Origin of the sequence: Parachlamydia sp., assembly GCF_050255895.1 — a bacterium.
Lineage (GTDB): Bacteria > Chlamydiota > Chlamydiia > Chlamydiales > Parachlamydiaceae > Parachlamydia > Parachlamydia acanthamoebae.
The window spans coordinates 1-24,536 of record NZ_JBFWIR010000052.1; the positions used below are offsets into that span (position 1 = coordinate 1).

Sequence of the window (24,536 nt, forward strand, 5' to 3'; positions counted from 1 at the left end):
GAAAAATGAATCATGATCGAACTTGATTGAATAGATTGATCTAACATTATACGGCTCCTTTGAAAAGGAACCAAGATCAATTATCATCTCTTCATTTATCAAGTAAAATCTTCATGCGTTAGCCCTGCTTTTTTGTAGGAGACTTAGAGATGTCCATGTAGCCGGGGACACCTAGTGGAAAATGATTAAATTGCTCTTTAAAACTGACCATATGTATTTCCTAACGTTTTAATTTAAAGTAAAGTTATATAAATATAGCATATTCTTCTTTTTTCATAAATAGTCTTAAGTAGAATGAAATGATTTTTTAAAAAATATTGATTGGAATATTAAAGGATTTCCAAATAGATAAAATTTTGAGAGAAGCCATATCCCCAAATCATGAGAATATGGCTTTAGTTTTGAAATCGAGAGTTTATTTTATTTATTATTCAAATACGCTTTAATTGCTTCTAAAATGGATTGGCCATTCAACAAACATTTCAATTTTTCAAAGTCATTCAATGTCGATCCATCTTCATCTTTGTTCACATACTTGTCAATTAGTTCTGCGGCTTCGAAGTTAAAATCTTCTAGAAGAGGATAAATTAACGCAAGATCTTCATTGGATTTAAATGGTTCATTAAAAAAAAAATCGATACTATGCCAAAGGCGTACTCGTTCTTTCTCTGGAAGTTGGTCGATCAATATTTTTTTGATGAAATGCCTTTGCACTTCAAGATCTCTAGCTTGGTATAGTATTTCTCTTAGAGTGGGGAATATTTCATTTGTAAAATCTGTAGCCGCTATTCCACTACTTACGAGTGCAGGAATGAGTAAGCGCTCCGGAGAGTTCGAGGATGATTTTAATAGCGCAATTTGAATGTCTTCTTGATCCGTAAAGCGTTTGATCGTTTCGTAAAAACCGTTTGCAGCATTCCAAGAAATAAAATCTAAAATCTCTTCGGTTGTTATTGTGTCGGAAAAAATCCGCTCTAATGTAATCCCATTTCTGTTTAGTTGCGTAAGGAATTTGCGAGATTCTAATGACATATGAACGACATAAGGCAGATTAATAAATTCGTTGCTATCTAAATCGATTTTATTAGTAAATTCTTTCAAAGTAGAAATAAATTCATCACCTAAAAAATCTTTTATGAGGTTATCAATGTCAGTATCTTTTTTTGCTTCCTTAAGCTCGCCGAGCCGACCATCATTCATTAAGTCTACTGCGTTAATATTTTTTTCCTGGAGTCGCAAAATATATTTGATGTTGATCCCCGCAATTTCTGGACGTTCGTTCTGGGCTAAATCTTTCATGAATTGTTCTCGGGCTTTCAAGTCTCTAGCGGGAAGAACGAATTTATCCATGAAATTAGAGATATTATCTTTAGAGGAAGTTGAATAAGTTGTTTTAAATAATTCAGAAAGTGTTTTTAAATCCTTTAAATCATGAGAAGCGACACGTGCTTTAATGTTTTTTTCATTGAACCATTCTCGATTTTTATAGGCTAATTTCAAGCGTGCAATAAGTTTTTTGAAAAAGTTCCCGCTAACTGCTTGGATAGCTTGTTCTATAGAAATTTTTTTCTTAAAATTCTTTTTAGAAGATTTGGATTCTTCAACCGGGCTAGCATGATTGATGCCCAACATGAATTGATTAAAATTTACCATAATAGATCCTTAAATTTGCTGAGAGAAAAAAATTATAAAACTTAGTGACATAGAAGATGATAGTTGTTCTTTTGGTTTTTCTTATAAAGAAATTATTATTGTAAATAATGCATTTTTTTATCAACTATTTTCCCCTTAATTAAAGAATAAATTATAAGGAAATAGATTATGTGCTTAATTGAGTGTGAAAAACCACAATAGTAAAATCTTTATTTTTAAATCGATTTGTGATACAATTTATAATAGAGAGGTTATTATCTCTCTTCTTAAATCTTCATACCCAAATTTCGAGGAGGGTTCTATGAAAGACGCAATCCATCATCGTCAATATATTCAAAAAAAAGTGATTCAATCGATTCGTAAAGAAATGGAAAAGCAGAACAAGTCCTTAATTAACGGCGATGACGGTGTGATCCATCCTGTTTCTCAACTTATTGCGGATACGCAAGAAAAAAGACTGAGCGAGCGAAGACGCCCAGTTCGTGTATCTAGTCGGATGGCAGTGCATTGATTTTTAAAAAAAGGCCCAATTATTTGGGCCTTTTTACATTTAGAAGCAACGCGTATTTGTGGATTTTATGGTCATTGTGCAAAGCATAAAGAGTGTGATTTTCAATGTGAAATTTTAAAAATTTACGTGGAAACATCACTTCATCGATTTAAGGCAAACCCGTTAAAAGATCAACAATTTGGAGGATTCCGTTTGCCCGCCTTACAAAAAGAATATTTCCATAAAGTTGTTTTTCAATTGTGTACAGACCTTTTTCATTCAGACAATGTAAAGTGAATAAAAATAGACGTTCTCCATTTTTTAATGAATAAAGAGTGACTTTCGTTTCACCAAAAACGATCAAGCGTGAACCGTGAATTTGAAACTCTGTGCTTAAATCTTGATGATGAATTGTCATGGCTAAAACAGGTGAATGATCTCGATTAATCGTATAGATATTAAAGTTTAGATCCATTTTAGCGACAAGATATGTCCGGGATGCTTTCAGCTCTTGAACATCTGTCTCGACTGAAACTTCTTTAATTGGATAGGTATTAAAAAAGTTCTCTTGATTTCTTGGACTTTCAAGGAAGGTATGACAAAATATTTTCTTTTTTTAGAGTCATATGTAAAAAAATGTGCCGTTGGAGCGGAAATAAAACACCAGATGGGGCTAGTTGCATGTTTGATGCTGCTCAAGTCTCCCAGTTTTTGAATAATAACGCCTGATTTATGTGCAGCGAGGACATAATCATCGCACAGCTCTAAACGAGCACAAAATTCTTCGCATACAAAAGTAAAATCAATCTCATCTATATTCTTAAAGGCTGTGTAATACTGCTTTGATTTTTCATACTCAGGTAATAAGAGGGATTGGCAGATGATGGTTTTTCCATTAAACGCAAAATTCTCGGTTTCATATTTAAATATGTTGACTGGAATAGGGGAGTGGGTCGTTTTTGCCAGATCAACTAAGATTAGTTGGGGATATTTCGAATTATCAGCAACTTTTAAGACTAATTTTTGATCGGCAATCTGAAAATCTAAAACATGATAGCTTGCAGTTGCGGGGATCCGCTCATTTTTGGGAAAAAATACGTCACCTTGGCGTATTAAATGGTAGAATTGCAAGGATTTTTGCATTTCTAAAGCACCTTCTTCGCCAAACAACTTTTTTAAACTATCTGTGAGGAACATTAGATAAAGAAAAAGCATTTCTAGATGTTGTACGCCAAGATTGACAGGTAGCTCTTACTTTTGCAATTTCATGAATGGGTAAATGTTTTAAAATTAATTCAAGTGCTTTTTTTGGATAACTATATTCAATGGCAGGGGAACTTAAAGGTGAAACAGGTATCATAATGACTGGCTTTTTTGAGGTTTGAACTGATATTTGTATATTCCGTTTTTATGCAATCCGTAGAGGATTTGCGTTTTTGCAACGAATTCAAATTTATAAAATTGATTCTCCCACGCAAATGTTGTGCAAAGGCACTTGTCACTTAACAGATCAATGATTTGCAAAGTTCCTTGCAATGAATTAAAAAAGAGCAAATTTCCATATAAAGCCCATTGAGGACGGTCTAATATGGTTTGTTTAAATTGAAGATCTGCAGTTGCCAAAGTGAATAGGCATTTTCCTGTTTCGCAACAGTAAATGCTGAAATGAAAGTTTGCAAAAATAATAAGACGTGAACCTTGGATAATAAAATCTTCGATTTCAGGATAAGGCAGGAAGATTTTGTTAAGAGAAAAAAGATTCCATACATGGATTCCTTCCACACTTTTTGCTGCAAGATATTTTGGGGAGGCTGTCAGCTGTTCAATTTCTGTATCGCAGGGAAAATGCGCAATCTCTAAGGCGTTATGATTGCTGAGCCCGAATTGACAGATTTGTTTTTGATTGAATTGCCAAATAAATAAAGAAGGGTTTGGTTCCGGCGAAAAATGCCAAGCATGACTATCTAGGAATTCAAGATAAGATGCATCGTGCAAATGGAAAATTCTGAGTAGAGTCTCCGATGGGCTTCTCTCATCAACAATCAAAAAATCTCCATATAAGCGATAGTGGTACAAATCCAAAGATTCGGTAAGTTCGATGGGGGAAAAAATTGTGCCGTTTGTACGCAGATTTAAAAAAGAGGCTTCTTTTTCAGGATATTCCACCAACCATTTATCATTAAAGACACAGGTATATCTTTCTTGTATGGTACATAGCTGTTTAAAATCGCTTGAGGTGAGATCATAAAAAAAATAGCCATGAGGAGAATCGGTAGAGCAAGTTAAGATCTGATTTGAGATTTGAAAATCTAATATTTTAGCGTTTGAAAATTCAAGCTTTTCTCCTGTAAGAAAGAAGCCATCGTTTAAAAGTTGTTTGTTTAATCGAAAAATCCGCTGAATTTCCTTTTCTTGTAAAATTTCTGCAGGAGTTTTAAATGTTTGAAGAAATGAAAAAGTGATTTTCCATAATTCACAATCTAAAGCTAATCTTCGCCAGCTTCTGCAGGTAAGTGAGGCTTTATGGATTAAATCGAACCAATTGAGAAAAGATAAAATTCTTAACGCAATTTCCTCGGGAAGATCGATTTTGACATGAGGGAAAAGGGGCTGGATGATCGTTACCGCACTGTATGGGGCTGGAAGGGCTTCCATGGTTTATTCTCTCTGAAAAAATTAGGGTATTTATTTCCGAAAGAGGTGTCAAAATAAGATTTCTTGAGTAAGATGACATGAAAAAACATTTATCTTTCTCATATTTAGAAATCTTGCTTGGACAAGATAAATAGTTTGCTTTTTTTCTTCAATATTTGATGTGTGATTTAATATTTAAATAATAGGATAAAGGAGAAGAGTTTAAGACATCAGAAAAATTTCCTGGCCCCAAAATGGCTCCTTGATTAATCATGAGGGCTTGAGAACAAATTTGTTCAACACCATTAAAGTCATGCGTGGAGACAATAATTGTTTTTCCTTTGTGCGATAATTTTTTTAGATAACTCCACATTTCAAGGCAATGATAAATGTCTAAATGGCTTGTCGGTTCGTCTAATAAAAGAACGGATGCCCCCGTCGCCAAGGCTTGCGCGATCAAAATTCTTTGCTGTTCTCCTGCGGAGAGTGTGGAAAATATTCTTTGAGCCAAATGTAAAGCTTGTACGTCATTTAGGAGAGAGTGAACCCAATCTTCTTTCTGATCAATTGGAGAAAAGTAGCATCCCATTAAAACAATCTCATAAGCTGTGAAAGGGTATGGGATCGAAAGATTTTCTCCCATGAAGGCGATACGAGTGCTTATCCATTTGCGATCTTTATTTTTCAAATCATCATTCTCAAATGTAACAAAACCCTCTGTGGGGCTTTTTATCCCCGCCAAAAGCTTTAATAACGTAGATTTGCCCGATCCATTTGCTCCGATTAACCCGTAAAGGTTACCTGGAAGAAACCTCAGAGAGGCTTTTTCAATTATGAGCTGATTTCCTATGGCGTAAGTTAAATTGGATGTATTTAGCATAGTTAGAGCGATGATGGTTTTAAAAATAAGTAAAGAAAAAAAAGTCCTCCAATAAGCCCTGTGAGATTACCCAAGGTTACGTAAGGGAATGAAAAATAGCGAAGTAAAAAGTCGATGGTCACCAGTAAAAACGCTCCACCAAAAGCACTCCAGGGAATAAGATCTTTAGCTGTTGGTCGATGAAGAAGACGCATGGCATGTGGAAGGATCAGTCCTAAAAAAGGAATAATTCCTAAAACAGCTATGGAGCTTCCAGTGAGAAGGGCGACGCAAATAAATAAATGCCAACGCGTTCTTTCGATATCCACGCCAAGGGCTGCAGCATGTTCTTCACCAAATGAAAATAAGTCGATTTCTTTTCGATAGATCCAACATCCCATCAAGCCTAGAGAGGCTAGAGGAAATTGCATATAAACATGTTGCCAGTTGGCATTACCCGAAAAGCCACTTTGCCATTCTGCTAAGGTTTGTAGAAGCTCCCACTCATTTCGCAAAGCTTGCAGAAGGAAATCTTGTCCTGCAGTGATTAAGGTTGAGATAGCCATTCCGGCCAAAATGAATGCATGTGAAGTTCGAAAGCGTCCTAAATTATAGACTAACAACAAAGTTAGAAAGGCTCCACTCACAGCTGCAAGAGGAAGGATGCACGGAGAAAAGCTTTTCCATCCCATGATGAAGACGCACAGGGCACAAAAGTTTGCCCCAGAGGAGAGTCCTAAAATGCTTGGAGAGGCTAAAGGATTGCGAAAAATAGCTTGCATCACAATTCCAGCTACTGGAAGCGAGGCGCCCGTACATGAGAGAACCATAAGACGAGGTAATCGATCGTCTAATAAAGGATTCCAAGCATCTGATTTAGAGTGCCATCTCGCCAATACACCACTCCAAACATCATACCAGGGGATTTCCCCATATAATAAAGTTAGACCGATTGTCAAAAGATACGCAACAATCAAAATCAGCGGAAGGGGACGAGCGCGCATGGCTGGTATCATAGGTCCTCCTTCAGGTAGCTTAGAATCGGTTGAGCTAAATCGTAATACGCCAGCACAAAAAATTGGGAAGGAGAATGTTGCACCTGCGAATCTACCCAAAAAATGTGGTTAAGTTTTGCTGCTTTCAATGTAGGAAAAAAAGAGAGTTGAGAAAGTTCCCTTTTCAGTGTCTCAACATTTTGTGAGGCTATGATAAGAAGATCGGGATCAAAGTTTTTCAGCATTTCAGGAGTTATCTGCAACTGTGGATTATTGAAGCTTTGGAAGTGCAAACGTGTAATTAATTCACCTGTAAGCGTGTATGGAAGAGGTACTGAAAATTGTTGATAATGAAATAAAAAAAGAGGTTTAAAAGTTTGCAGGCGCTTTTTTGTGTGAGCAAAAGCCTCACTAATCTTGTTGTCGATTGCATTTAAGGCTGCTTTAATAAATAGGGAAAGCAATTGTGCTTTTTCAGAGGTATCCGTGTAAGTTCCAAGTGTTTGAATAACGCTTTCAATCTGATGAATGCGATGTATATTAGGCAGAGAAATACAAGGGATTTGAAGCCGGTGCAAAGCAGAAACGAAGGCTGGATTTGAATACGAAGAAATGAAAGCGACTGCAGGATTAGCTTTCCATAGGTATTCTAAAGAGCATAAAGAACGATTAATCGGAATTTGTTTTAGCTGTGTAGGATGAAATAGCTGTGTTTGGATTTGGAATCCATCTGGAAGAGCTGTGATGCATTGTGTCGGAAGCAAGGCGAGAAGAAAACAAGCCGAAGGATAGGTCTGAGGCAAAAAATTTAAAGACCCTTGTTCTGGTTGGTTGCGCAGGTTCTGAATGAGAAGAAGCGCTTGCAAGAATTCAGAGGTCTCAAGCTGCCAGATGGGAGAGATACCTTTTTGTTTCAAGGATTCAGCAGCTTGGTGCCATTGAATCAACAGAAACTCCATCTGCGCGATGTCGCCCTGTAAAGCTTTTTGCAAATATGGGCGGCTGAATGCATCATCAATTGGATGCAATTTTTCAGAGATGATAACAGGGATAGATACGGGTGATGAGGATTCATGAAAAGCGATTGTCCACCAAAGTGCAATCCAAATTCCCCCAAATAGATAAGGACAGAGATGTTGCCAATTGAAAGCCATGGAGGGAGAGCCATTCATGCAAAAGCGCAGTGTTTGCACACTGCGCTTAATTTAAAAGAAACGTTTACTCTTCGTCATCTTCTGGAGCATCTGCGATTAATGCTTCGGAAATGAGCACAATGCCTGCAACTGAAGCCGCATAGATGAGCGCATTTTTAACAACTTTCGCAGGATCGATCACCCCGGAAGCCACTAAGTCTTCAAGTTTTTGTGAAACGACATTGTAACCAAAGTTGTATGGTGCTTTCAAGACTTCTGCAAGGATAACAGATCCGTCTAAGCCGGCGTTGGACACAATTTGCTTGAGAGGCGTTTCACATGCTTTTTCAACAATTGTTGCGCCCATTGCTTCATCACCAACGAGCTTTAATTGGCCGATCGCGCTCTTGGCGCGAAGTAATGCCACGCCACCCCCTGGAACAATCCCTTCTTCAAGAGCTGCTTTAGTGGAATTCAAACTATCTTCGAAAACCTGCTTTTTCTGTTTCAATTCAGGTTCTGTAGCTGCACCCACACGAATGACCGCCACGCCACCGCTTAGCTTCGCTTTACGTTCTTCTAATTTTTCTTTATCGTAAGAGCTTTTGGTGATTTCAATCTCATTCTCAATTTGTTTCACTCTTGCATCGATATCTTCTTGAGAACCGGATCCATGGATGATGACAGTATTTTCTTTGCTCACAATAATTTTTTCTGCTGAGCCAAGAGCTGAAGCAGGAATTTCTTTTAGTGACATGCCTGCATCTTCTGAAATCACAGTCGCACCTGTTAACACGGCGAGATCTTGAAGCATCGCTTTTCTACGATCGCCAAAACCAGGAGATTTAACAGCGACAACTTTAAGTGTCCCTCGGAGTTTATTGACGACAAGCGTTGACAGGGCATCTCCTTCGATATCCTCTGCCACAATGAGGAGCTCTTTTCCTGCAGATGCTGTCGCTTGAAGCACTGGAAGCAATTCATGGATGCTACCAATTTTTCGATCGACGAGAAGGATTTGAGGATTTGCCATATCCGCAATCATTTTGTCTGTGTTTGTGCAAAAATAAGAGCTAATGTAACCGCGATCGAATTGCATCCCTTCGACGATTTCAATTGTTGTTTCAATTCCTTTCGCTTCTTCAATTGTGATGACGCCAGATTTGCCTACTTTTTCCATGGCTTCTGCGATCAGGTTACCAATTTCTTCATTGCCAGATGCTGAAGCTGTCGCGATGTGACGAACTTCTTGAGAGCTTTTTACGGGAATCGCAGACGTAGAAATTGCTTTGACAATGGCTTCAACAGCTTTATCAATTCCTCTTTTAATTCCAATAGGGCTTGCACCAGAAGCGATTAATTTAACCCCATTTTCCACAAGAGCGCTGAGAAGTAATGTGCCTGTTGTTGTTCCGTCGCCACATTTTTCTTTAATTTTTTGAACGACTTCTTTTCCCATGGAAACGCCCATGTTTTCATAAACGCATTGGACATTGATCTCTTTCACAATGCTGCTGCCATCGTTGGTAATTGTAGGAGTCCCCCAACTTTTTTCCAATCCGACGTTGCGTCCTTTAGGACCTAAAGTAAAAGCGACGACATCTGCAAGCTTCTTGATTCCTGAAAGCAATAGCTCTCGTGCTTCTTCTTCAAAAATGATTTGCTTTGGTGTTGAAGACATGTTGTTTTTCTCCTTGAGTTTTTCGTATATTATTCACTTGATGCTAAACGCATAGCTATATCTAAAGCATGTGAAGATAAGGTTAGTGAACCAAGTGAAATTCCATCTACACCTGTTTCAGCATAAGCTTGAATGGTTTCAAGCGTAATTGTTCCGAGTGATTCGATAAAAACTTTTTTGTCGGTTTTACGAATAAAATGCACACATTTTTTGATTTCGTGTGGAGGCATTCGGCATAACATAATTGTTTCGGCTTCTGTGTCTAGGGCCTCAGCAAGTTGATCGATATCTTGAATTTCGATTTCGATAGGCAGGTCTGGACGATGATTTTTGACCCGTAGGACGGCTTCACGGATAGGGTGAGGGGTGGTTGTGCCGACAAAAGCTAAATGATTGCGTTTAATGATGAGTCGATCGTCTAATCCAAAACGGTGATTAACCCCTCCACCAACTGTCACGGCATATTTTTCTAAAGCTCTTAAACCTGGAAGGGTTTTGCGCGTGTCAAGAATAGAGCAATCGAAGCCGCTGACTTTTCTTACATACTGATTTGTAAGGGTGGCCACCCCTGAGGCATGTTGCAAAAGGTTAAGGGCCACGCGCTCTCCACTAAAAATGCCGCGAGCGGGACCAAACACTTTAGCAATGACTGTGCCGGCTTTTTGATAAGATCCTTCAGAGACTAAAAGCTGAACCTCAATACGTGGATCAATCTTTTTAAAAAGAAGGGATAGAAAAGGTAATCCAGCCAAAATTCCTGCCTGCTTAGCGATAAATCGCCCTGTTAAAATGGCGTCTTCAGGGATGCATGCTTCTGAAGTGATATCTCCAGTACGAATATCCTCTTTAAGGGCAGTGTCAAGCAAAAGGTCAATATAATTTGTGATATCCATAAAAAATACACTCTTTATCTAAAAGGACTAAAGGCGAGCTGCATTTTGTTGAAAATCCCATTCAAATCCTTGCAAAGAAGGACTTTTTCTCTCGTGAGAAGGGGATTTAATTGTTTCAGGACAACTTACTTGTAGCATCATCAAAGAATAGTCAAGCATGTTTTCTTGAATTTTGCCTTCTTTGAGTACGAAGATGTAAGGATGTAGAATGATTTTTAAATCTTTACTAAATTTAAAGGCCATAATTCCCTCCTTAATAATATCTTGCGGAAACGTATTGGCATCTTGCCATGCAAACATCGCTTTTGGTGATCCAAGCGCATGAAATAAAATTTTTTGGAATCTAAACCTGAGTTTGATGCCTTAACTCAATAAAATTCTCATCCATCCACAATAGCTAATTGGCAAATAAGGAACAAGAGAAAACCCGATTTTAAAATCGTAATCAATTTATTTAAAAATTCTGTCTTGAAAAGCTTTTTTGAAATCAAAAAAAAAAGGAGCAAGTGTCTTTGCTCCTTTTATTTAACATGTTTTTTTTGTTGAGGTTAGTAAAACATACCCCAAGCAATTCCGACCACGTTTTGTTCATGTGAAATGTCAGATTCGCCCCCACCAAAAGCAAGTGGAATTGAATTTTTTCCTTTCACTTTGTTGTAGAAACCGTGAGCGTAATAGGCTGAAATTTCTTGACAGCGTGTGACTTTCCAAGTCGCTCCACATGTGATATAATGTTCGATCACATCCACAAGCAATTGGTTTGTCACAGTTTGAGAACGTCGTATCGGCGTTTTGGCATAACGATAACCAGCTCTTACAATCAGTTGATCATTCAACGCATAATCAGCGCCTACGCGATAGAATGTTTGATTGCGCCATCCAAAGCCAATACCCTTACTTTTTCCAAGTCTTCTAGATGGAACAAATCCAGGAAGGAGAGGGTTAGTGGTTGTGACATATTTGGCTTTCAAAGGATTTCTAAGCGCTGCAATATCGGACCATGGGATATACTCGACGTCAAATGCGATTGTCGCGCAAGGGAGAAAACGATAGGAAATACCACCGGAAGCTTTTTGTGGGATGTTGAATTTACCTCTTTGAGAAAAGAACCCTGTGTATCTTCCAAAGCGTGTCATGCTTGTCTCAGGCTGGTATGTTGCACCAATTTTGAGGCAGTCTGTGATATCCCACAAAATCCCGAATGTGACGCCCACCCCTTGTGAATAGTTGTATCCACGGTTAGTGACATGACCTACGTGAGCTGTACGTGTCGGTATATCGATCAGTTGCAAGCCGTTGACCTTGATTCTTTGTAGCATGTAGTTAACGGAAATTCCAACAGAGAGTTGATCCCAAAACTTCATCGCAATTGAAGGTGACAATGTTTCGTGGATATATTCCAAGCCGAGCTTAGATGTCCCGAAAATCGGAAAACTTGTTTTGTAAGTTGTTTTGACATAGCTTCTGTTATAAGCCACGATTCCTAATGTGACGTCACAAAAAGTGCCGATCCCAATGTGTTTGATGAGCCCAAATTCAGGTGCATAAGCATCTTTCGTTCGTGCAGCATCAAATGAACCATCGATGATGGGGATTAAATTCCCATGAATTTTTGTTCTTTGTCTATCTCTAGCCCATGTAAAACCAAGGTCGAGGCGGTCAGGAACTTCTGTTGTTCCAGCTGGGTTAAATCCACCTACTAATGAGTCTTGAGGGTATGCGACTCCGACGGCAGCCATTCCTAGGGATTTAACACTTAAAACTAGGGCATGAATATCAGAAGTCATTAGGCATAGTGTAGTTGCTAACCCGATGACAGAAAAAAAGGGGGGCCAACGAAATTTCATGAGTAACTCCTCGTTAAATGCTTGATTCCATCGTTGCCAATTTAGGGAAAATGAGCGGTTCCGATATAAAATTGATGGCTTTATTCATAAACTAATCCTTTTGATTATTGCAATATTTTAAATAAAAATAGCGTGAAAAAACAACGCCAGCCTTAGCGGCAATCGGAAAAAACGTTTTAATATTTGCACAAAACTAGGCTTTTTCATAAGGTGATCTTGAAAATTCAACCTGTGAGAAAGAATGTCTTTGTTAACCACACCCCATGTAAAAACGACTCCACTAACACAAACAATCAATTTGCACACACACCGCACAGATCGGGTTGCATCCATTATTTTAGGAGGAGGCGAAGGTGTTCGACTGTTCCCCCTAACCCTTTCCCGATGTAAGCCCGCTATCCCTGTGGGAGGACGCTACCGTTTAATTGATTTTTCCATATCCAATTCTTTAAACTCCGGATATCAAAAAATATTCATTTTGACCCAGTTTCTCTCTTCTTCCTTGCATCAGCATATTTTTCGGACTTATCAGTTCGATCCTTTTTCGGGCGGCTTCATTGAATTACTTCCGGCAGAGCAGAAACCTCATAAGAAAACTTGGTATCAGGGAACTGCTGATGCCGTTCGGCAAAGCCTGGAATGTTTTATTGAAACGCCTGTTGACTATTTCCTCATCCTTTCAGGGGATCAGCTTTACAACATGGATTTTCGACCCATGCTCCAATTCGCCCATGAAAATGATGCTGATTTGGTGGTCGCTTCACATCCCGTCAATGCGAAAGATGCCTCTCGGATGGGAATTTTAAAGGTAGACCAAGATTTTCAAATTAAAGATTTTTGCGAAAAACCCAAAACTCAAGAAGAATTAGATCCCTTTTATTTGCCAAATGCTGAAGGGAAAAACTATTTAGGTTCCATGGGCATTTATCTTTTTAAACGTGAAGTGCTTTTTGATTTATTATTAACGGACTCGCGTGAAGATTTTGGCAAGCATCTCATCCCCACAAAAGTGAAAGAGGGGGGTGTTTATACTTATATTCATCATGGGTATTGGGAAGATATTGGAACGATTGGCTCTTTTTATGAAGCGAACATTGCCCTTACGCAAGTAAATCCTCATTTTAATTGTTATGACGAGACTTATCCCATCTATACAAGTCGTTCTTACTTACCAGGAGCTAAAATTTCGAATAGCCAGATCAATCAATCCATCATTTGTGAAGGCTCTATAGTCGAGGCCTCGAGTATTAGCAACACCATTTTAGGGCCACGCTCGGTCATCAAAAAGGGGGCAATTATTCGCGATTCTTATGTGATGGGGAATGAATTTTACACACCTCCCGTGCAAATTAAAAATCGTCCCTCAACCTTATCGATCGGAAAAGATTGTGTGATTGAGCATGCTATTATTGACAAATACGTGAATATTGGAGATGGTGTTCAGTTAATTAATAAAGATCGATTAACGACATATGATGGTGAGCATGTCTTTATTCGGGACGGAGTCATCATCGTTCCGCGGGGAGCTGACTTGCCGGATGGTTTTATTATATAGGCGAACATGCGTATTTGGGCTCTTGCGGATTTGCATTTATCATTTGGCGTTCCTGATAAACAAATGGATATTTTTGGGGAGCGATGGGCAAATTGGCATCAAAAAATTGCGGCTAATTGGAGCGCACATGTTGCGGAAGGGGATCTTATCTTAATTCCTGGAGATATTTCTTGGGGGAAGGAGGTTGAAGAAGCTCGTCCTGATCTTGAGTGGATTGCCAAATTGCCAGGCACGAAGGTTTTGCTTAAAGGGAACCATGATTATTGGTGGTCGTCGTTAAATAAAGTTCACAAGGTTCTCCCTCCATCGATGCATGTGATCCAAAACAACGCCTTTCATTGGCAAGGAGTTGGAATTGGGGGGACGCGTTTATGGGACACTCCAGAGTATTCATTCGATGGCTACATTCCCTATGTTGCAAATCCAGCTAATCAAAAGATGGAAGTTCCAGAAGACGTTGAAGAAACCAAAAAAATTTTTCACCGCGAATTGGGGCGTCTTGAGGCAAGTTTGAAGGAGTTTAAAGAATCTGACAAACTGCGCATTGTGATGACCCATTATCCACCCATTAGCGCTACGCTCGAACCTTCTGCTGTTTCTGCGCTCTTAGAAAAGTATCGCGTAAATATCTGTGTTTTCGGTCATTTACACAACGTGAACTTGGGTGTTCCCATGTTTGGGGAAAGAAATGGCATAAAATACATTCTCGTTGCGGGGGATTATGTGGATTTTATGCCTGTCAAGATCTATGAGAGCGCTAAATTTTAAAGCGTTTGGGCTGTGGGTCGTACGATAATTTCATTTACATCAACTTCAGCGGGTTGTTCGATAGCATAGGCAATCGCTTTTGCGATCGCTTCAGCATCGATGGCGATGCCAAGAAACGGTTTTAGACTATCAGCTGCGTGTTTATCCGTGATGTGAGAGGCAAGCTCAGATTTGACAGCTCCTGGACAAATAATGGTTGTGCGGATGTTTGATCCAACCTCCTGTCTGAAGCCTTCAGAGATTGCCCTAACGGCAAATTTAGTGCCAGAATACACAGCGCATCCAGGAAAGACGATATGTCCTGCAACAGATGAAATATTGATCAAGTGACCGCTATTTTGAGCCTGAAAATGGGGGAGTGCTGCTGCGATTCCGTATAGAACACCTTTAATATTAATATCAATCATCTGATCCCACTCATCCACTTTGTTTTCAGCCAAGAAGGAGAGAGGCATGATTCCAGCATTATTAATAAAAACATCCAATCGACCATATTGCTTGACAGCAGCTTCTGCAAACGCTTTCATTTCCTGACGTTTTGTGACATCCACCGAAAATGAAAGGACTTCACCACCAGCTGCCTGAATTTCATTCTTAATTTTTTCCAAACGATCCTTACGCCTTGCTCCAATCACTACCTTAGCACCCTGTTGAGCCAGCCATCTTGCAGTGGCCTCTCCAATTCCGCTGCTTGCACCTGTAATTGCAATCACTTTGTTTTTCAGATTATTTGACATCATTTTCCCCCTAATTTTTTTCTTAATTAACGGGAAAAATTTTAATTGTCAATTGGCAATCGGATAAGATGAAAAAACTCAAATAAGAGTGCAGAGATAATGCTCTCAAAGAGACTAGTGTGTGGCTATTCGTCCGTTTTGTCTTTTCCTTTTTCTAAGCGACGTCTTTTTGCTGGATCTATTTTTTCGGATTCTTCATCTGTGAGTTCTTTTTTAACACCTTGAATAGCTATAAGTTGACGTTTTCTGTTAGCAATACTTATTTCATCCTGAACATCTTCCCTAGATGAACTTTGAGTTGAATAGTCAGAAGGTGGTAATTCAGAAAGTAAATGTGCCAATAAAAATCTGGTACTCAGGTTAAGAAACTACTAAGTGTATCTTGTGCCAAGGCATCCTGTGTGCGTTGATTGAATTGAGCGCTTACTAAGCTACTTTCTAAATCCATAATTGTTTGGATGAAGGTTGCAATGGTCTCATACATTTGTTCATGAGGGATGAAAAGGTAGGAGGGAGTCTTGTCTTGCTAACTGTGTTATCATATGTGAAGGTAGTAAGGGATATTGTTTTAATAGTTGTGTCATCTTATGCGAGTGCAAAAGTAGTAAGTGGCTATTTAATTTTCCAAGTGCACCGAATAAAAAATCGATTTGGTTGTGGATGCCTTTAATTTCTTTATCACCAATCATTTCAAATAGGAGGTAAAGATATTGAGATCGATAAGAAAAATCTTGTTTTTCATCTCCCAAAATCCATTCGAATAACTCATCGAGAGAATCTTGCGTATTCCATGTGATAAAATGTTTAATAAGATTCTTAATCAATTGATAGTCGGTACGATTTTTTCTGTTTAAAAGAAGAATGAAACAAGCAAATTTGCGCTTATTTGGATCTAAAGCAGCATTCATAATGATGGTTTTTAAATCTGCTTTTAATACGGCATCCAGTCTTTGTTCACTTAATGAAGCATTGATAAGAGCATTGCACATATCATCTAAAGAATAAGTGCAAACAAATTGAAATAAATCGGGAAAGAGAGGGAAATTGAGGATTAAGTTTTCGTCAAAAGAAGATTGTTGATTCACAAATAAGCAAGCTAATTCAAGAATATCAATATTAAAATCATTTAATTGGATTAAGAAGTTTTATAAAGGTGATAAATAGTAATCGATCTTAATAAACATTTCCATTATTAATGGATAAAATACTGTTTGATAAACAATTAAGCTAGATAAGGTTTTAAGCTAAATTTTTCTGCGAAAAAAATATCAATTCTTGTCTTTATTCGAATTGGCAATTTTTAACGAAGGCTTGCGCTTTAAATCCTATTTCCTTATGATAAGATTTTTTTCATGTTTTTGCCTTTAGCTTTTTTGTTTCATTTTCTTCTCTTTGCGATATCGTTTTTCGATAAAATTCAGTGAAAATATCATTCGTTATGTGAAATTCATCTTGATTGTTGTTCAAAAAAACGGCACATTCATCGCAATCCTTTAGCTAGTAGAAAAAAACAGAAAAAAGGAATAGATTTTGTGGATGATCTCATAGCGCTTTCGATTTTAACGCAAATTCCTTATCTTGGTTCTGTCAAAATTCGATTATTGATTGGGTATTTCGGTTCTGCGTTAACAGCTTTGGAAGCAGAAGTTAAAGTGATTGAGACAATTTTGGGGACTAAATCCAAATGTCTTCCCTATTGGACTACATGGAAAGAAAACGATGATTGGAAACGCAATTTGGAGCTTGCAGCAAAAGAGGGAGTGTATTTAGTCTCGTATACAGATCAGGCTTATCCTCAGCAATTGCTGCAGATTTCAGACTTCCCCGTTCTTCTTTATGTAAAGGGAAAGTGGCCGATTGAGCAATTCAAAGGAGTTGCAATTATTGGAAGTAGGCAAGCGAGCCAATATGGCAGGGAACTGGCATATTCATTTGGTATGGATCTTGCTGGTTTAGGGATTGTAGTCGTAAGTGGTCTAGCGAAAGGCGTTGATACCGCAGCTCATCAAGGTGCTCTGCAAACAGGAAAAACGCTTGCTGTTATTGGATCTGGGCTCTCTCATCTTTATCCTTATGAAAATCGAGATCTTGCGCGATTAATCGAACGAGAAGGGGCTGTGATCACTGAATATCCGATGTTGACACCTCCTAATCGGCAAAATTTTCCGCAACGCAACCGAATTGTGAGCGGGCTAGCAGAAGCTGTAGTTTTAATAGAAGCCCCAGTAGTAAGTGGCGCTATGCTTACGATGCGAAAAGGGATATTACAAGGGAAAAAATTATTGGTTATTCCAGGGAGAGCTAACGAGGATAGCTTTAGCGGAAATCATTTACTTATTGAAGAAGGAAAAGCGCACCCCGTTAAAAGTGCAAAAGATATTATGGCACAAGTGGATAAGGGGTTACGCTCTAAGGAGCAGCAGCTTGATTTGCAATTTTCAGGAGTGAAGAATTCTCATTTCTGCCAAAGTATGTCTCAAAATAAGTTAAATTGATATCTCTCCCTGATTATTATAGGAGTTTAAAAAGATGGCTAAAGCCTTGATCATCGTAGAGTCACCTGCGAAAATCAAAACCTTAAAGAAATTTCTCGGACCAAACTATATATTTGAGTCATCCATTGGGCATATTCGAGACTTACCTGAAAAAGAGTTTGGAATCGATGTTGATCACGACTTTGAGCCTAAGTATGTCATTATGCCAGACAAAGAGAAGGTCATCGCTAATTTGCGCAAGGCTGCCAAAAGTGTCGATACGGTCTATCTTTCTCCTGACCCTGACCGCGAAGGAGAAGCAATTGCTTGGCATATCACTCAAATTTTGCCTGATTCGACAAAAATTAAACGGGTGTCCTTTAATTCGATTACGAAAGAAGCTGTAGTTAAAGCGCTCGAATCCCCGCGTGAAATTGATTTCGCTTTAGTGAATGCACAGCAGGCGCGTCGTTTATTAGACCGGATTGTGGGATATAAGATTTCGCCCATTTTAAATCGAAGGATTCAGCGTGGTAAAGAAGGTTTTGTTTCTGCTGGTCGAGTTCAATCAGTTGCTTTAAAAATGGTTGTCGATCGGGAGAAAGCGATTGAAGTTTTTAAACCTGTGGAATACTGGAATTTAGCCGCCATTCTCAAGACAAAAGAAGAGCTTAAGAATTTCCGCGCCAGTCTGCATTCCATTGCAGGAAAACGGATTGAAAAGGAACCTATTGAGGGGAAAGACGTTGTTATCATTGACAGCAAAGAGAAAGCAGACGCGATCTTAGCCAAGATGAAATCGCAGTCTTTCTATGTCGTAAAAGTGGAACGCAAAGAGAAAAAACGCAACCCAGTTCCTCCTTTTATTACATCCACACTGCAACAGGAAGCCAGTCGTCACTATGGATTTTCTTCGGCTAGAACCATGAATATCGCACAAACCTTGTACGAAGGTGTGGATCTTGGCAATGAAGGTTCTGAAGGTTTGATTACTTATATGCGTACAGACTCCGTGCGTATTGCTCCAGAGGCTTTAGCTGAGGCGCGTCAGTTTATTTTAAATAAATATGGAAAAGATTTTCTACCTTCAGAGGCACGTAATTATTCCACAAGTAAAAGTGCTCAAGATGCCCACGAGGCGATTCGACCAACCAACCTGGCGCATCCCCCAGAACATTTGAAAGATTATCTAACACGCGAACAGTTTTTGCTATACGAACTCATTTGGAAACGTTTTGTGGCTTCCCAAATGACACCTGCTATTTATGATACTGTTTCTGCAGACATTTCAGCGGGAGAGGAAATTTTACTGCGGGCGACAGGATCTGTAATGAAATTCCAAGGCTTTCTTGTCCTTTATGAGGAAAAAGAAGACGACGAAGATAAAAATGAAGAGCGAATGTTGCCGCATTTAGAAGAGGGGCAATTATTGCAGCTTATTGAGTTGACTTCCGAGCAAGCCTTTACGCGTCCACCCCCACGCTTTACGGAAGCTTCTTTAGTTAAAGAATTGGAAAAATGTCGCATTGGAAGACCATCTACGTACGCGACCATTATGAATAAGATTCAGAGTCGAGATTACACCATCAAGGAAAGCGGTCGTTTAAAGCCAACCGAACTCGGCATGGTGATTGTGAACATGTTGGAAAATAATTTTCAAGAAATCATGAATGTTGGATTTACCGCTTCCATGGAAGATGGATTAGAGCTTATTGCGGAAAATCAGCAAGATTGGAAAGGATTGATTCGAGATTTTTGGTTGAAATTTGTTCCTACCTTAGAAGAAGCTGAAAAGTCTGCTTTTGTGCCAAAAGTGATGACAGATATCGATTGCCCTAGTTGCGGTGCGAAGTTGCAAAAAGTTTGGTCGAAGTCGAAATACTTCTATGGTTGTTCCCGTTATCCTGACTGTAATTATTCGGCCCCTATTGAAGAGATCTCTTTTAACAAAGATGATTATGCAGAAGATTTTGACTGGGATCAAAAATGTCCAGATTGTCAGTCTGACATGAAAGTTCGGCATGGCCGTTTTGGTGCATTTTTAGGATGCACCCGGTATCCAGATTGTAGAGGTATTGTCAATATTCCTAAAAAAGGGGAAGTCGTGATTCCTGCGGCAGAAATGCCTGCTTGCGTCGCAATTGATTGTCCGGGTCATATGGTCGCGCGTAAATCCCGTTTTGGGAAAACATTCTACTCTTGCTCCACGTTTCCTGAATGTGACGTTATTGTAAATGAGCTGTCTCAATTGCAAGAGAAATACCATAATCATCCACGTACGGCTTATGTGAAGAAAGCGGGAAAAGGGAAAAAAGAAGCCACCAAAAAACGCGCAGCTTCTTCAACCAAAAAGGCTACTACATCTAAAAAAGCAGCAGCACCGAAGGAGAAAAAGGCGTCAACCAGACAGCAACCTTTGCAAGATCTTTCTCCAGAGCTCGCGCAAGTTGTGGGTGCAAATGAAATGTCACGTGGCGATGTGATGAAAAAAGTGTGGGATTATATTCGCGCTCATCAATTGCAAGACTCTGCCAATAAAAGACAGATCAATCCGGATGCGACGCTAGCCAAAGTGTTTGGTGGACCTGAGCCGATGGATATGTTTAAAATGACAGCAGTTTTGGGCAAACATATTCACAAGAAACAATAAAAAGAAAAGCCATGTGCATGTACACATACATGCACATGGCTTCTTACATGAAGGCTATGATGCTTTTTCAAGCTTCTCATTAAGCTGCACATGATTATCCAACAAAAATATCTTCATTTCTTCACTAAAATCAGCGATATACTTCATCTTACGATGATGCAATGCTAAAAGAAAGTCATCGCTTGCGATGTCTGTAATCGGGACTGAAGTATTTTCTGCATGTTCAGCCGCACTATTTTTTATCCTTTCTTCAAAAGCTTTTAGCTCTTCGAGTGAAAGCTTATCTGAAAAGGAATCGACAAATTCAATCATATGATCAAATAACTCCTGAAGAGAGAGTAAATATTTTTTTTCTTTCTCATCATTTGTATCATCAGCTAGTTGACCAAGGTATGCTTGAAATTTGGTGAATTCAGGACGAATGCTTGGCCAATTTTCTTGAGAATATTTGCTGTTCTCTCCTGTGAGTTCCTTAAGCTGACCAAGTAATTCGAATCTTTTTTGATTCATGCTGCGTATGTTTTGGACAATTTCGCTAACTTTTTTCATTTCTTCGGGTGTATCAAAGATTTTGAATAGGTTGAAGTCCTTTATTAATATAAATAATAAAACTTTCACTTCACGGTGAGTTAAAATAGGTTTAGATGAATTTGAATTATTGTTTTTAAGAAAGATTTCGATCAAAGGATCTGCAATGTCCATCTTTATCGCCTTAAGCATAAGGTCGTCATTGGTATTTAGTCGCAGAGCATTGGTAAATAATTTTCTATAAAAGGTGTTAACATTAAAGGAGTTCTTTTCCGAAGCTTTCTGAATGAAATTGGCGATAGAGTTTGCAGTTGTAAAGTTTCTATTATTTTGGTAGTCATTGGACAATCTAACTTCAACAGCCTGATTAACCAATTCCATTGCATCCACTGCCTCAAAAAATGGAAGTGCTTCGCAAATATCTTCAAAAGAGCAGTTTTCATTAATTTTGGTCTTAACAATGTTGGAAAAATTTTCATATACATCAGGGTTTTTTCCAATCTCTGGACTTTTCATCAAAATTTCAATAGCTTTATCATAAGTGCCTGTTGCATTAAATTGTTTAATCATCTCTTCTGCTTGCTTAGATTGATTTTTTACATTTTTCTTTTGCCAAATCCAAGGGAGTGTCGCAGCCTTAATCACAAGACTGGAGATTGATATGACAGCAATAGGAAAAATTAAAACTGAAAAAAACACTGCAGCGACTCTAGCTGAGGTAGACGTCTCTTTGGAAGTCTGTGATAGAACATAGACTTTTTTTCCACCAAATGCCAAGCGACATGGAGTAGATAATTTGTCGAGAGCCGCTAGGGCAAAAGATTTATTTTTATAGTCATAGCTATTAAAAATTGAAAAAGTCATTAAAAATCCCTTTTAAGATAAATATATTTTTAAAAAATGTAGCTATATTTTACATTTTCCTGACAAAAAAATCTAGTAAATCGTTTTTAAATATTTTTCGATCAAATTAAGTCATTTCTAAGCCATGTGCAGAAATGCACATGGCTGAATTTCTAAGAGAAGGCTTTATTAAAAGCCTCGAAATTTTTTGGATTTCGGGTATCGTGTTTAATTGCAAACACAACTTGCTTGAAATGGCCTCGAAATTCTGACTCATTTAAAACTTCCTTCCAAGCTTTAGCTTCAGCATGAGGGTCGTGACCAAACGCTCCGCAACCTGTTGCACTGAGTATAAGAACTTCTTGCTGCTTTTCTTTGGCAGTACGCAAAACGCCTCGCATATCAAGCTTGATCCGCTTTACGTATTCTTCTGAGCGGATATCTAAAAGGTCTTTTCTTTTGGCTTTAAAGTCTGAAAATTCAGATTCAGGATATTGTTTTCTGAAATCTGCAAAAGCATGCACGATGCTATTACATGTGATCAGCACATCAGTAGTGAAAAACGTGGTTTGATGAAAGTAATTTCCTCCCGGAGGAATATGCCACTGGTCATCATAGCCCATTCTTCCGTCACTTTCAATTCCTGAAACTGCCGCCAAAATACCAATTGCATCGCAATGGGTGACGATCATTTCTTCCTGAGCTTTATCCCCTTTTTGAAATCCGCCCCCAGTTCGATGTGCATTTGCCATATTGACCCATGCGATTTTTCGTGAATCAGGAACGATTTGAGAAAGTCTTTGAATAGCTGTCTGTGTATCTTCCTGGGTCACCTGAATGATTGTGGCAAAAGGGCCTGGTGTATGATCAAAATAGTCATCTGAAAATCCAGCCCAATCCCAAAGAGTTAATGAGTGCAAATTTGTCTCTAGTTCCTGAGCCTTGTTCAGCAACAAATCTTGGCGATGAGAGGGAATAAGTCTCCCATTCCAATAGATTTCATCTCGCGTGGCAATCGCATAGTTTCTAGCCCGAATAAGATGCAAAGTTGCTATATCAGTAGGATTTCTAAGATCGTTTAAGCTCAGAGAATCAGTTAGCTTAAGAGCTAAATTTTGAAATTGTACATCGAGAATATCAAAGAGATAAAAGTCATTTGTTATTTGAATTTTTCTGGGGTAAGCATGGAAGAATTCTTGTTTATAATGCTCAATGCTTGAGATAGAATCATATAAATGTGTAAATCTGTTTTTAGAGCAATGTAGAGGGGGATGACGCAGATTTTTTGCAACAGGCATTTTTGCATACATGTCGGGATTGCGTTGTAAATTTCTAGCCAAAATAGGAGGAAAACTGCGTTGATCAGGATCCTTATATCCCCGCATTTGTTTATCTAAAAATTGGGCAATTTCTCCAATTTTTTCTTTTAGAATTGGATTTGGTTGCGCACTCATCCGATCAACAAATGCGTTAAATGAATCCGAGTTTGCAAAATCATGCTTGATACGTTCGATCCGCAAGTTTTGTCGGTGAGGTGTGCTGCCAAAATTTTTTTTATTGGAATCTAGAAAATCAAAAAGAGCCTTTTCAGATTTCTTAAACGGGGATAGGGGAAGCTGAACCTCATATTTTTTGAAGGTATTTTTGCCAATACCCGCTAGAAAAAGATTAAATTGTTCAATCGTTTTCTTATAAGAGTCTAAAAGCTCAGGATTCGGATTTCTTTGAAGATATGCACCCATATTTTTGATGAGTTTAACATCCTTTTTTACATGCACATCAAAAAGAAATCGTCTTAAGACATGTGAGTGCTTAGCAAGAGCCCAAAATCCGCGTTGAAGGATATTCAAATCTTTAGGAGCTAAATGTTGTTTAATGATCGTTTTTTGAGCCTTGAGCTCAAAATTATTTAGAGGATCTAGTGTATTTTTGAATGTTTCAAGATTCCATCCTAAAGAACTGATAGAAACCACAGATTAAAATCTCCCATTTTTGACAAAAGTATAGCGATCACTGTATGCGTTCAGATGTTCGTCATCTTGCGCATCATAAAAATCTCGCGCTTTATTAATTTCTTCTTGTGAATATTGACCTTTCGGGATGCATCCAAAATCTTGGCTACCGACTAGAAAGAAAAGCTGATTTTGGTATTTTTCTTGATGTGCATTGTAAAAATTGATGATCCATGGATCAGGCCGCGAATTGACATACCATCCAATGTAAACTTTCTTTCCTGCTTCCAAACAGCGTAAATTGAAATCACACCATTTTTGCCTAAATTCATCAATCTGCTGTTGACTTTCCCAACTAAAGGAGACCTCTTTTTGAGCGCTTGATAAATTTTCTTTTTCTTTTAAATCTTCCTCACTCGGAATTCCGCAACTGAATTGAGGAATATCGACATTTTGCGCAAGATTTTGCCAAAATGAAGCGGGGATGGGACGGGCTCGATCTAGAAGCATTGCCGTCAGATCATTTGGAGAACATGACCGCCCATCGGTATCAATGAGCACATTCATAATGGACTTATTTTGGTTTAAAGCATGGAGCAATGGTTCGGGCCAAAATTGATCTGTACGGGTTTCTTGTTTTGAACGAGCCCTTCCTCCAAAACCAATAGTAAAAGCGATTTCTGAATGATGAGGAGTTTTTTCCAGGAACCATAAAAAAGCATGAATATTTTTCTTAAAACAAATGACTTGATCCCTAAGAAGATTTCTCCTCCAATTTCGATTAGGTATAGGATCGAGAGGAATGTACTTTACCTCAAATTTTTGAAAAACGACAAAATAAAAA

22 protein-coding genes are annotated in these 24,536 nt (G+C 38.5%); 5 read left to right on the forward strand and 17 right to left on the reverse strand.

The window, feature by feature from the left end; translation table 11 throughout:
- Nucleotides 1-420 precede the first annotated feature (420 nt).
- On the reverse strand, nucleotides 421-1,653 hold the full coding sequence (locus AB7E63_RS09540) for a hypothetical protein (protein ID WP_006341855.1): 1,233 nt from the start codon (nucleotides 1,651-1,653) through the stop codon (nucleotides 421-423).
- Between the two features lie 301 nt (nucleotides 1,654-1,954).
- Here AB7E63_RS09540 and AB7E63_RS09545 point away from each other — a divergent pair, with 301 nt between their 5' ends.
- Entirely contained in the window at nucleotides 1,955-2,164 is a 210-nt protein-coding gene (locus AB7E63_RS09545; protein WP_006341854.1) for a hypothetical protein, read from the forward strand.
- A gap of 148 nt (nucleotides 2,165-2,312) precedes the next feature.
- Here the strand turns inward: AB7E63_RS09545 and AB7E63_RS09550 are convergent, their stop codons facing one another.
- The 10 genes from AB7E63_RS09550 to AB7E63_RS09595 all read right to left on the reverse strand — a co-directional run bounded on the left by AB7E63_RS09550 (nucleotide 2,313) and on the right by AB7E63_RS09595 (nucleotide 12,185).
- Entirely contained in the window at nucleotides 2,313-2,618 is a 306-nt protein-coding gene (locus tag AB7E63_RS09550) for a hypothetical protein (protein ID WP_006341853.1), read from the reverse strand.
- Nucleotides 2,619-2,647: 29 nt separating this feature from the next.
- Nucleotides 2,648-3,286 carry a hypothetical protein gene (locus AB7E63_RS09555; protein WP_237753848.1) on the reverse strand — a complete coding sequence of 213 codons (639 nt, stop codon included), beginning with the start codon at nucleotides 3,284-3,286 and terminating at the stop codon, nucleotides 2,648-2,650.
- Between the two features lie 213 nt (nucleotides 3,287-3,499).
- Nucleotides 3,500-4,798, reverse strand: coding sequence for an F-box protein (locus AB7E63_RS09560; protein ID WP_013924605.1), 1,299 nt, complete (start codon nucleotides 4,796-4,798; stop codon nucleotides 3,500-3,502).
- A 148-nt stretch (nucleotides 4,799-4,946) separates the two neighbouring features.
- Nucleotides 4,947-5,657, reverse strand: a complete 711-nt coding sequence (locus AB7E63_RS09565; RefSeq protein ID WP_013924606.1) for an ABC transporter ATP-binding protein — start codon at nucleotides 5,655-5,657, stop codon at nucleotides 4,947-4,949.
- A 2-nt stretch (nucleotides 5,658-5,659) separates the two neighbouring features.
- A complete protein-coding gene (locus AB7E63_RS09570; protein WP_013924607.1) occupies nucleotides 5,660-6,652 on the reverse strand; it encodes a FecCD family ABC transporter permease in 993 nt (330 codons plus the stop codon).
- Nucleotides 6,649-7,803 carry an ABC transporter substrate-binding protein gene (locus AB7E63_RS09575; RefSeq protein WP_039376417.1) on the reverse strand — a complete coding sequence of 385 codons (1,155 nt, stop codon included), beginning with the start codon at nucleotides 7,801-7,803 and terminating at the stop codon, nucleotides 6,649-6,651. Before AB7E63_RS09575 ends, AB7E63_RS09570 begins: the two co-directional genes overlap by 4 nt.
- Nucleotides 7,804-7,849: 46 nt before the next feature.
- Nucleotides 7,850-9,445 (reverse strand): chaperonin GroEL, encoded by a 1,596-nt coding sequence (groL, locus tag AB7E63_RS09580; RefSeq protein WP_006341846.1) that lies wholly within the window; start codon nucleotides 9,443-9,445, stop codon nucleotides 7,850-7,852.
- 29 nt (nucleotides 9,446-9,474) lie between these two features.
- Complete coding sequence (gene nadC, locus AB7E63_RS09585; protein ID WP_006341845.1) at nucleotides 9,475-10,338, reverse strand: carboxylating nicotinate-nucleotide diphosphorylase; 864 nt, start codon at nucleotides 10,336-10,338, stop codon at nucleotides 9,475-9,477.
- 27 nt (nucleotides 10,339-10,365) lie between these two features.
- Nucleotides 10,366-10,581 (reverse strand): hypothetical protein, encoded by a 216-nt coding sequence (locus AB7E63_RS09590; RefSeq protein WP_226987357.1) that lies wholly within the window; start codon nucleotides 10,579-10,581, stop codon nucleotides 10,366-10,368.
- A gap of 305 nt (nucleotides 10,582-10,886) precedes the next feature.
- The gene (locus AB7E63_RS09595; protein WP_006341842.1) at nucleotides 10,887-12,185 is read right to left on the reverse strand and encodes an OmpP1/FadL family transporter; all 1,299 of its coding nucleotides are present in this window, start codon (nucleotides 12,183-12,185) and stop codon (nucleotides 10,887-10,889) included.
- A gap of 241 nt (nucleotides 12,186-12,426) precedes the next feature.
- Here AB7E63_RS09595 and glgC point away from each other — a divergent pair, with 241 nt between their 5' ends.
- Both glgC and AB7E63_RS09605 read left to right on the forward strand, forming a co-directional pair.
- On the forward strand, nucleotides 12,427-13,740 hold the full coding sequence (glgC, locus tag AB7E63_RS09600; RefSeq protein WP_006341841.1) for a glucose-1-phosphate adenylyltransferase: 1,314 nt from the start codon (nucleotides 12,427-12,429) through the stop codon (nucleotides 13,738-13,740).
- 6 nt (nucleotides 13,741-13,746) lie between these two features.
- Nucleotides 13,747-14,508: a metallophosphoesterase gene (locus AB7E63_RS09605; protein WP_006341840.1), complete on the forward strand. Its 762-nt coding sequence runs from the start codon at nucleotides 13,747-13,749 to the stop codon at nucleotides 14,506-14,508.
- Here the strand turns inward: AB7E63_RS09605 and AB7E63_RS09610 are convergent.
- The 3 genes from AB7E63_RS09610 to AB7E63_RS09620 all read right to left on the reverse strand — a co-directional run bounded on the left by AB7E63_RS09610 (nucleotide 14,505) and on the right by AB7E63_RS09620 (nucleotide 16,330).
- Nucleotides 14,505-15,245 carry an SDR family oxidoreductase gene (locus AB7E63_RS09610; RefSeq protein ID WP_036746384.1) on the reverse strand — a complete coding sequence of 247 codons (741 nt, stop codon included), beginning with the start codon at nucleotides 15,243-15,245 and terminating at the stop codon, nucleotides 14,505-14,507. The two genes, AB7E63_RS09605 and AB7E63_RS09610, sit on opposite strands and share 4 nt — an antisense overlap.
- Nucleotides 15,246-15,370: 125 nt before the next feature.
- Nucleotides 15,371-15,586, reverse strand: a complete 216-nt coding sequence (locus tag AB7E63_RS09615) for a hypothetical protein (protein WP_006341838.1) — start codon at nucleotides 15,584-15,586, stop codon at nucleotides 15,371-15,373.
- Nucleotides 15,587-15,733: 147 nt separating this feature from the next.
- Nucleotides 15,734-16,330: a hypothetical protein gene (locus AB7E63_RS09620; RefSeq protein ID WP_006341836.1), complete on the reverse strand. Its 597-nt coding sequence runs from the start codon at nucleotides 16,328-16,330 to the stop codon at nucleotides 15,734-15,736.
- A gap of 447 nt (nucleotides 16,331-16,777) precedes the next feature.
- On the opposite strand from AB7E63_RS09620, the gene dprA reads away from it, so the two are divergent.
- Nucleotides 16,778-17,740 (forward strand): DNA-processing protein DprA, encoded by a 963-nt coding sequence (gene dprA, locus AB7E63_RS09625; RefSeq protein ID WP_006341834.1) that lies wholly within the window; start codon nucleotides 16,778-16,780, stop codon nucleotides 17,738-17,740.
- A gap of 34 nt (nucleotides 17,741-17,774) precedes the next feature.
- Nucleotides 17,775-20,369: a type I DNA topoisomerase gene (gene topA, locus AB7E63_RS09630; RefSeq protein WP_006341833.1), complete on the forward strand. Its 2,595-nt coding sequence runs from the start codon at nucleotides 17,775-17,777 to the stop codon at nucleotides 20,367-20,369.
- A gap of 54 nt (nucleotides 20,370-20,423) precedes the next feature.
- Here topA and AB7E63_RS09635 read toward each other — a convergent pair whose 3' ends face one another.
- The 3 genes from AB7E63_RS09635 to AB7E63_RS09645 all read right to left on the reverse strand — a co-directional run.
- On the reverse strand, nucleotides 20,424-21,761 hold the full coding sequence (locus AB7E63_RS09635; protein ID WP_006341832.1) for a hypothetical protein: 1,338 nt from the start codon (nucleotides 21,759-21,761) through the stop codon (nucleotides 20,424-20,426).
- A 152-nt stretch (nucleotides 21,762-21,913) separates the two neighbouring features.
- A complete protein-coding gene (locus AB7E63_RS09640) occupies nucleotides 21,914-23,713 on the reverse strand; it encodes a TIGR02452 family protein (RefSeq protein ID WP_006341831.1) in 1,800 nt (599 codons plus the stop codon).
- A gap of 3 nt (nucleotides 23,714-23,716) precedes the next feature.
- Nucleotides 23,717-24,536, reverse strand: an 820-nt coding sequence (locus AB7E63_RS09645; protein WP_428419353.1) for a hypothetical protein, incomplete at its 5' end; no start/stop codon positions are given.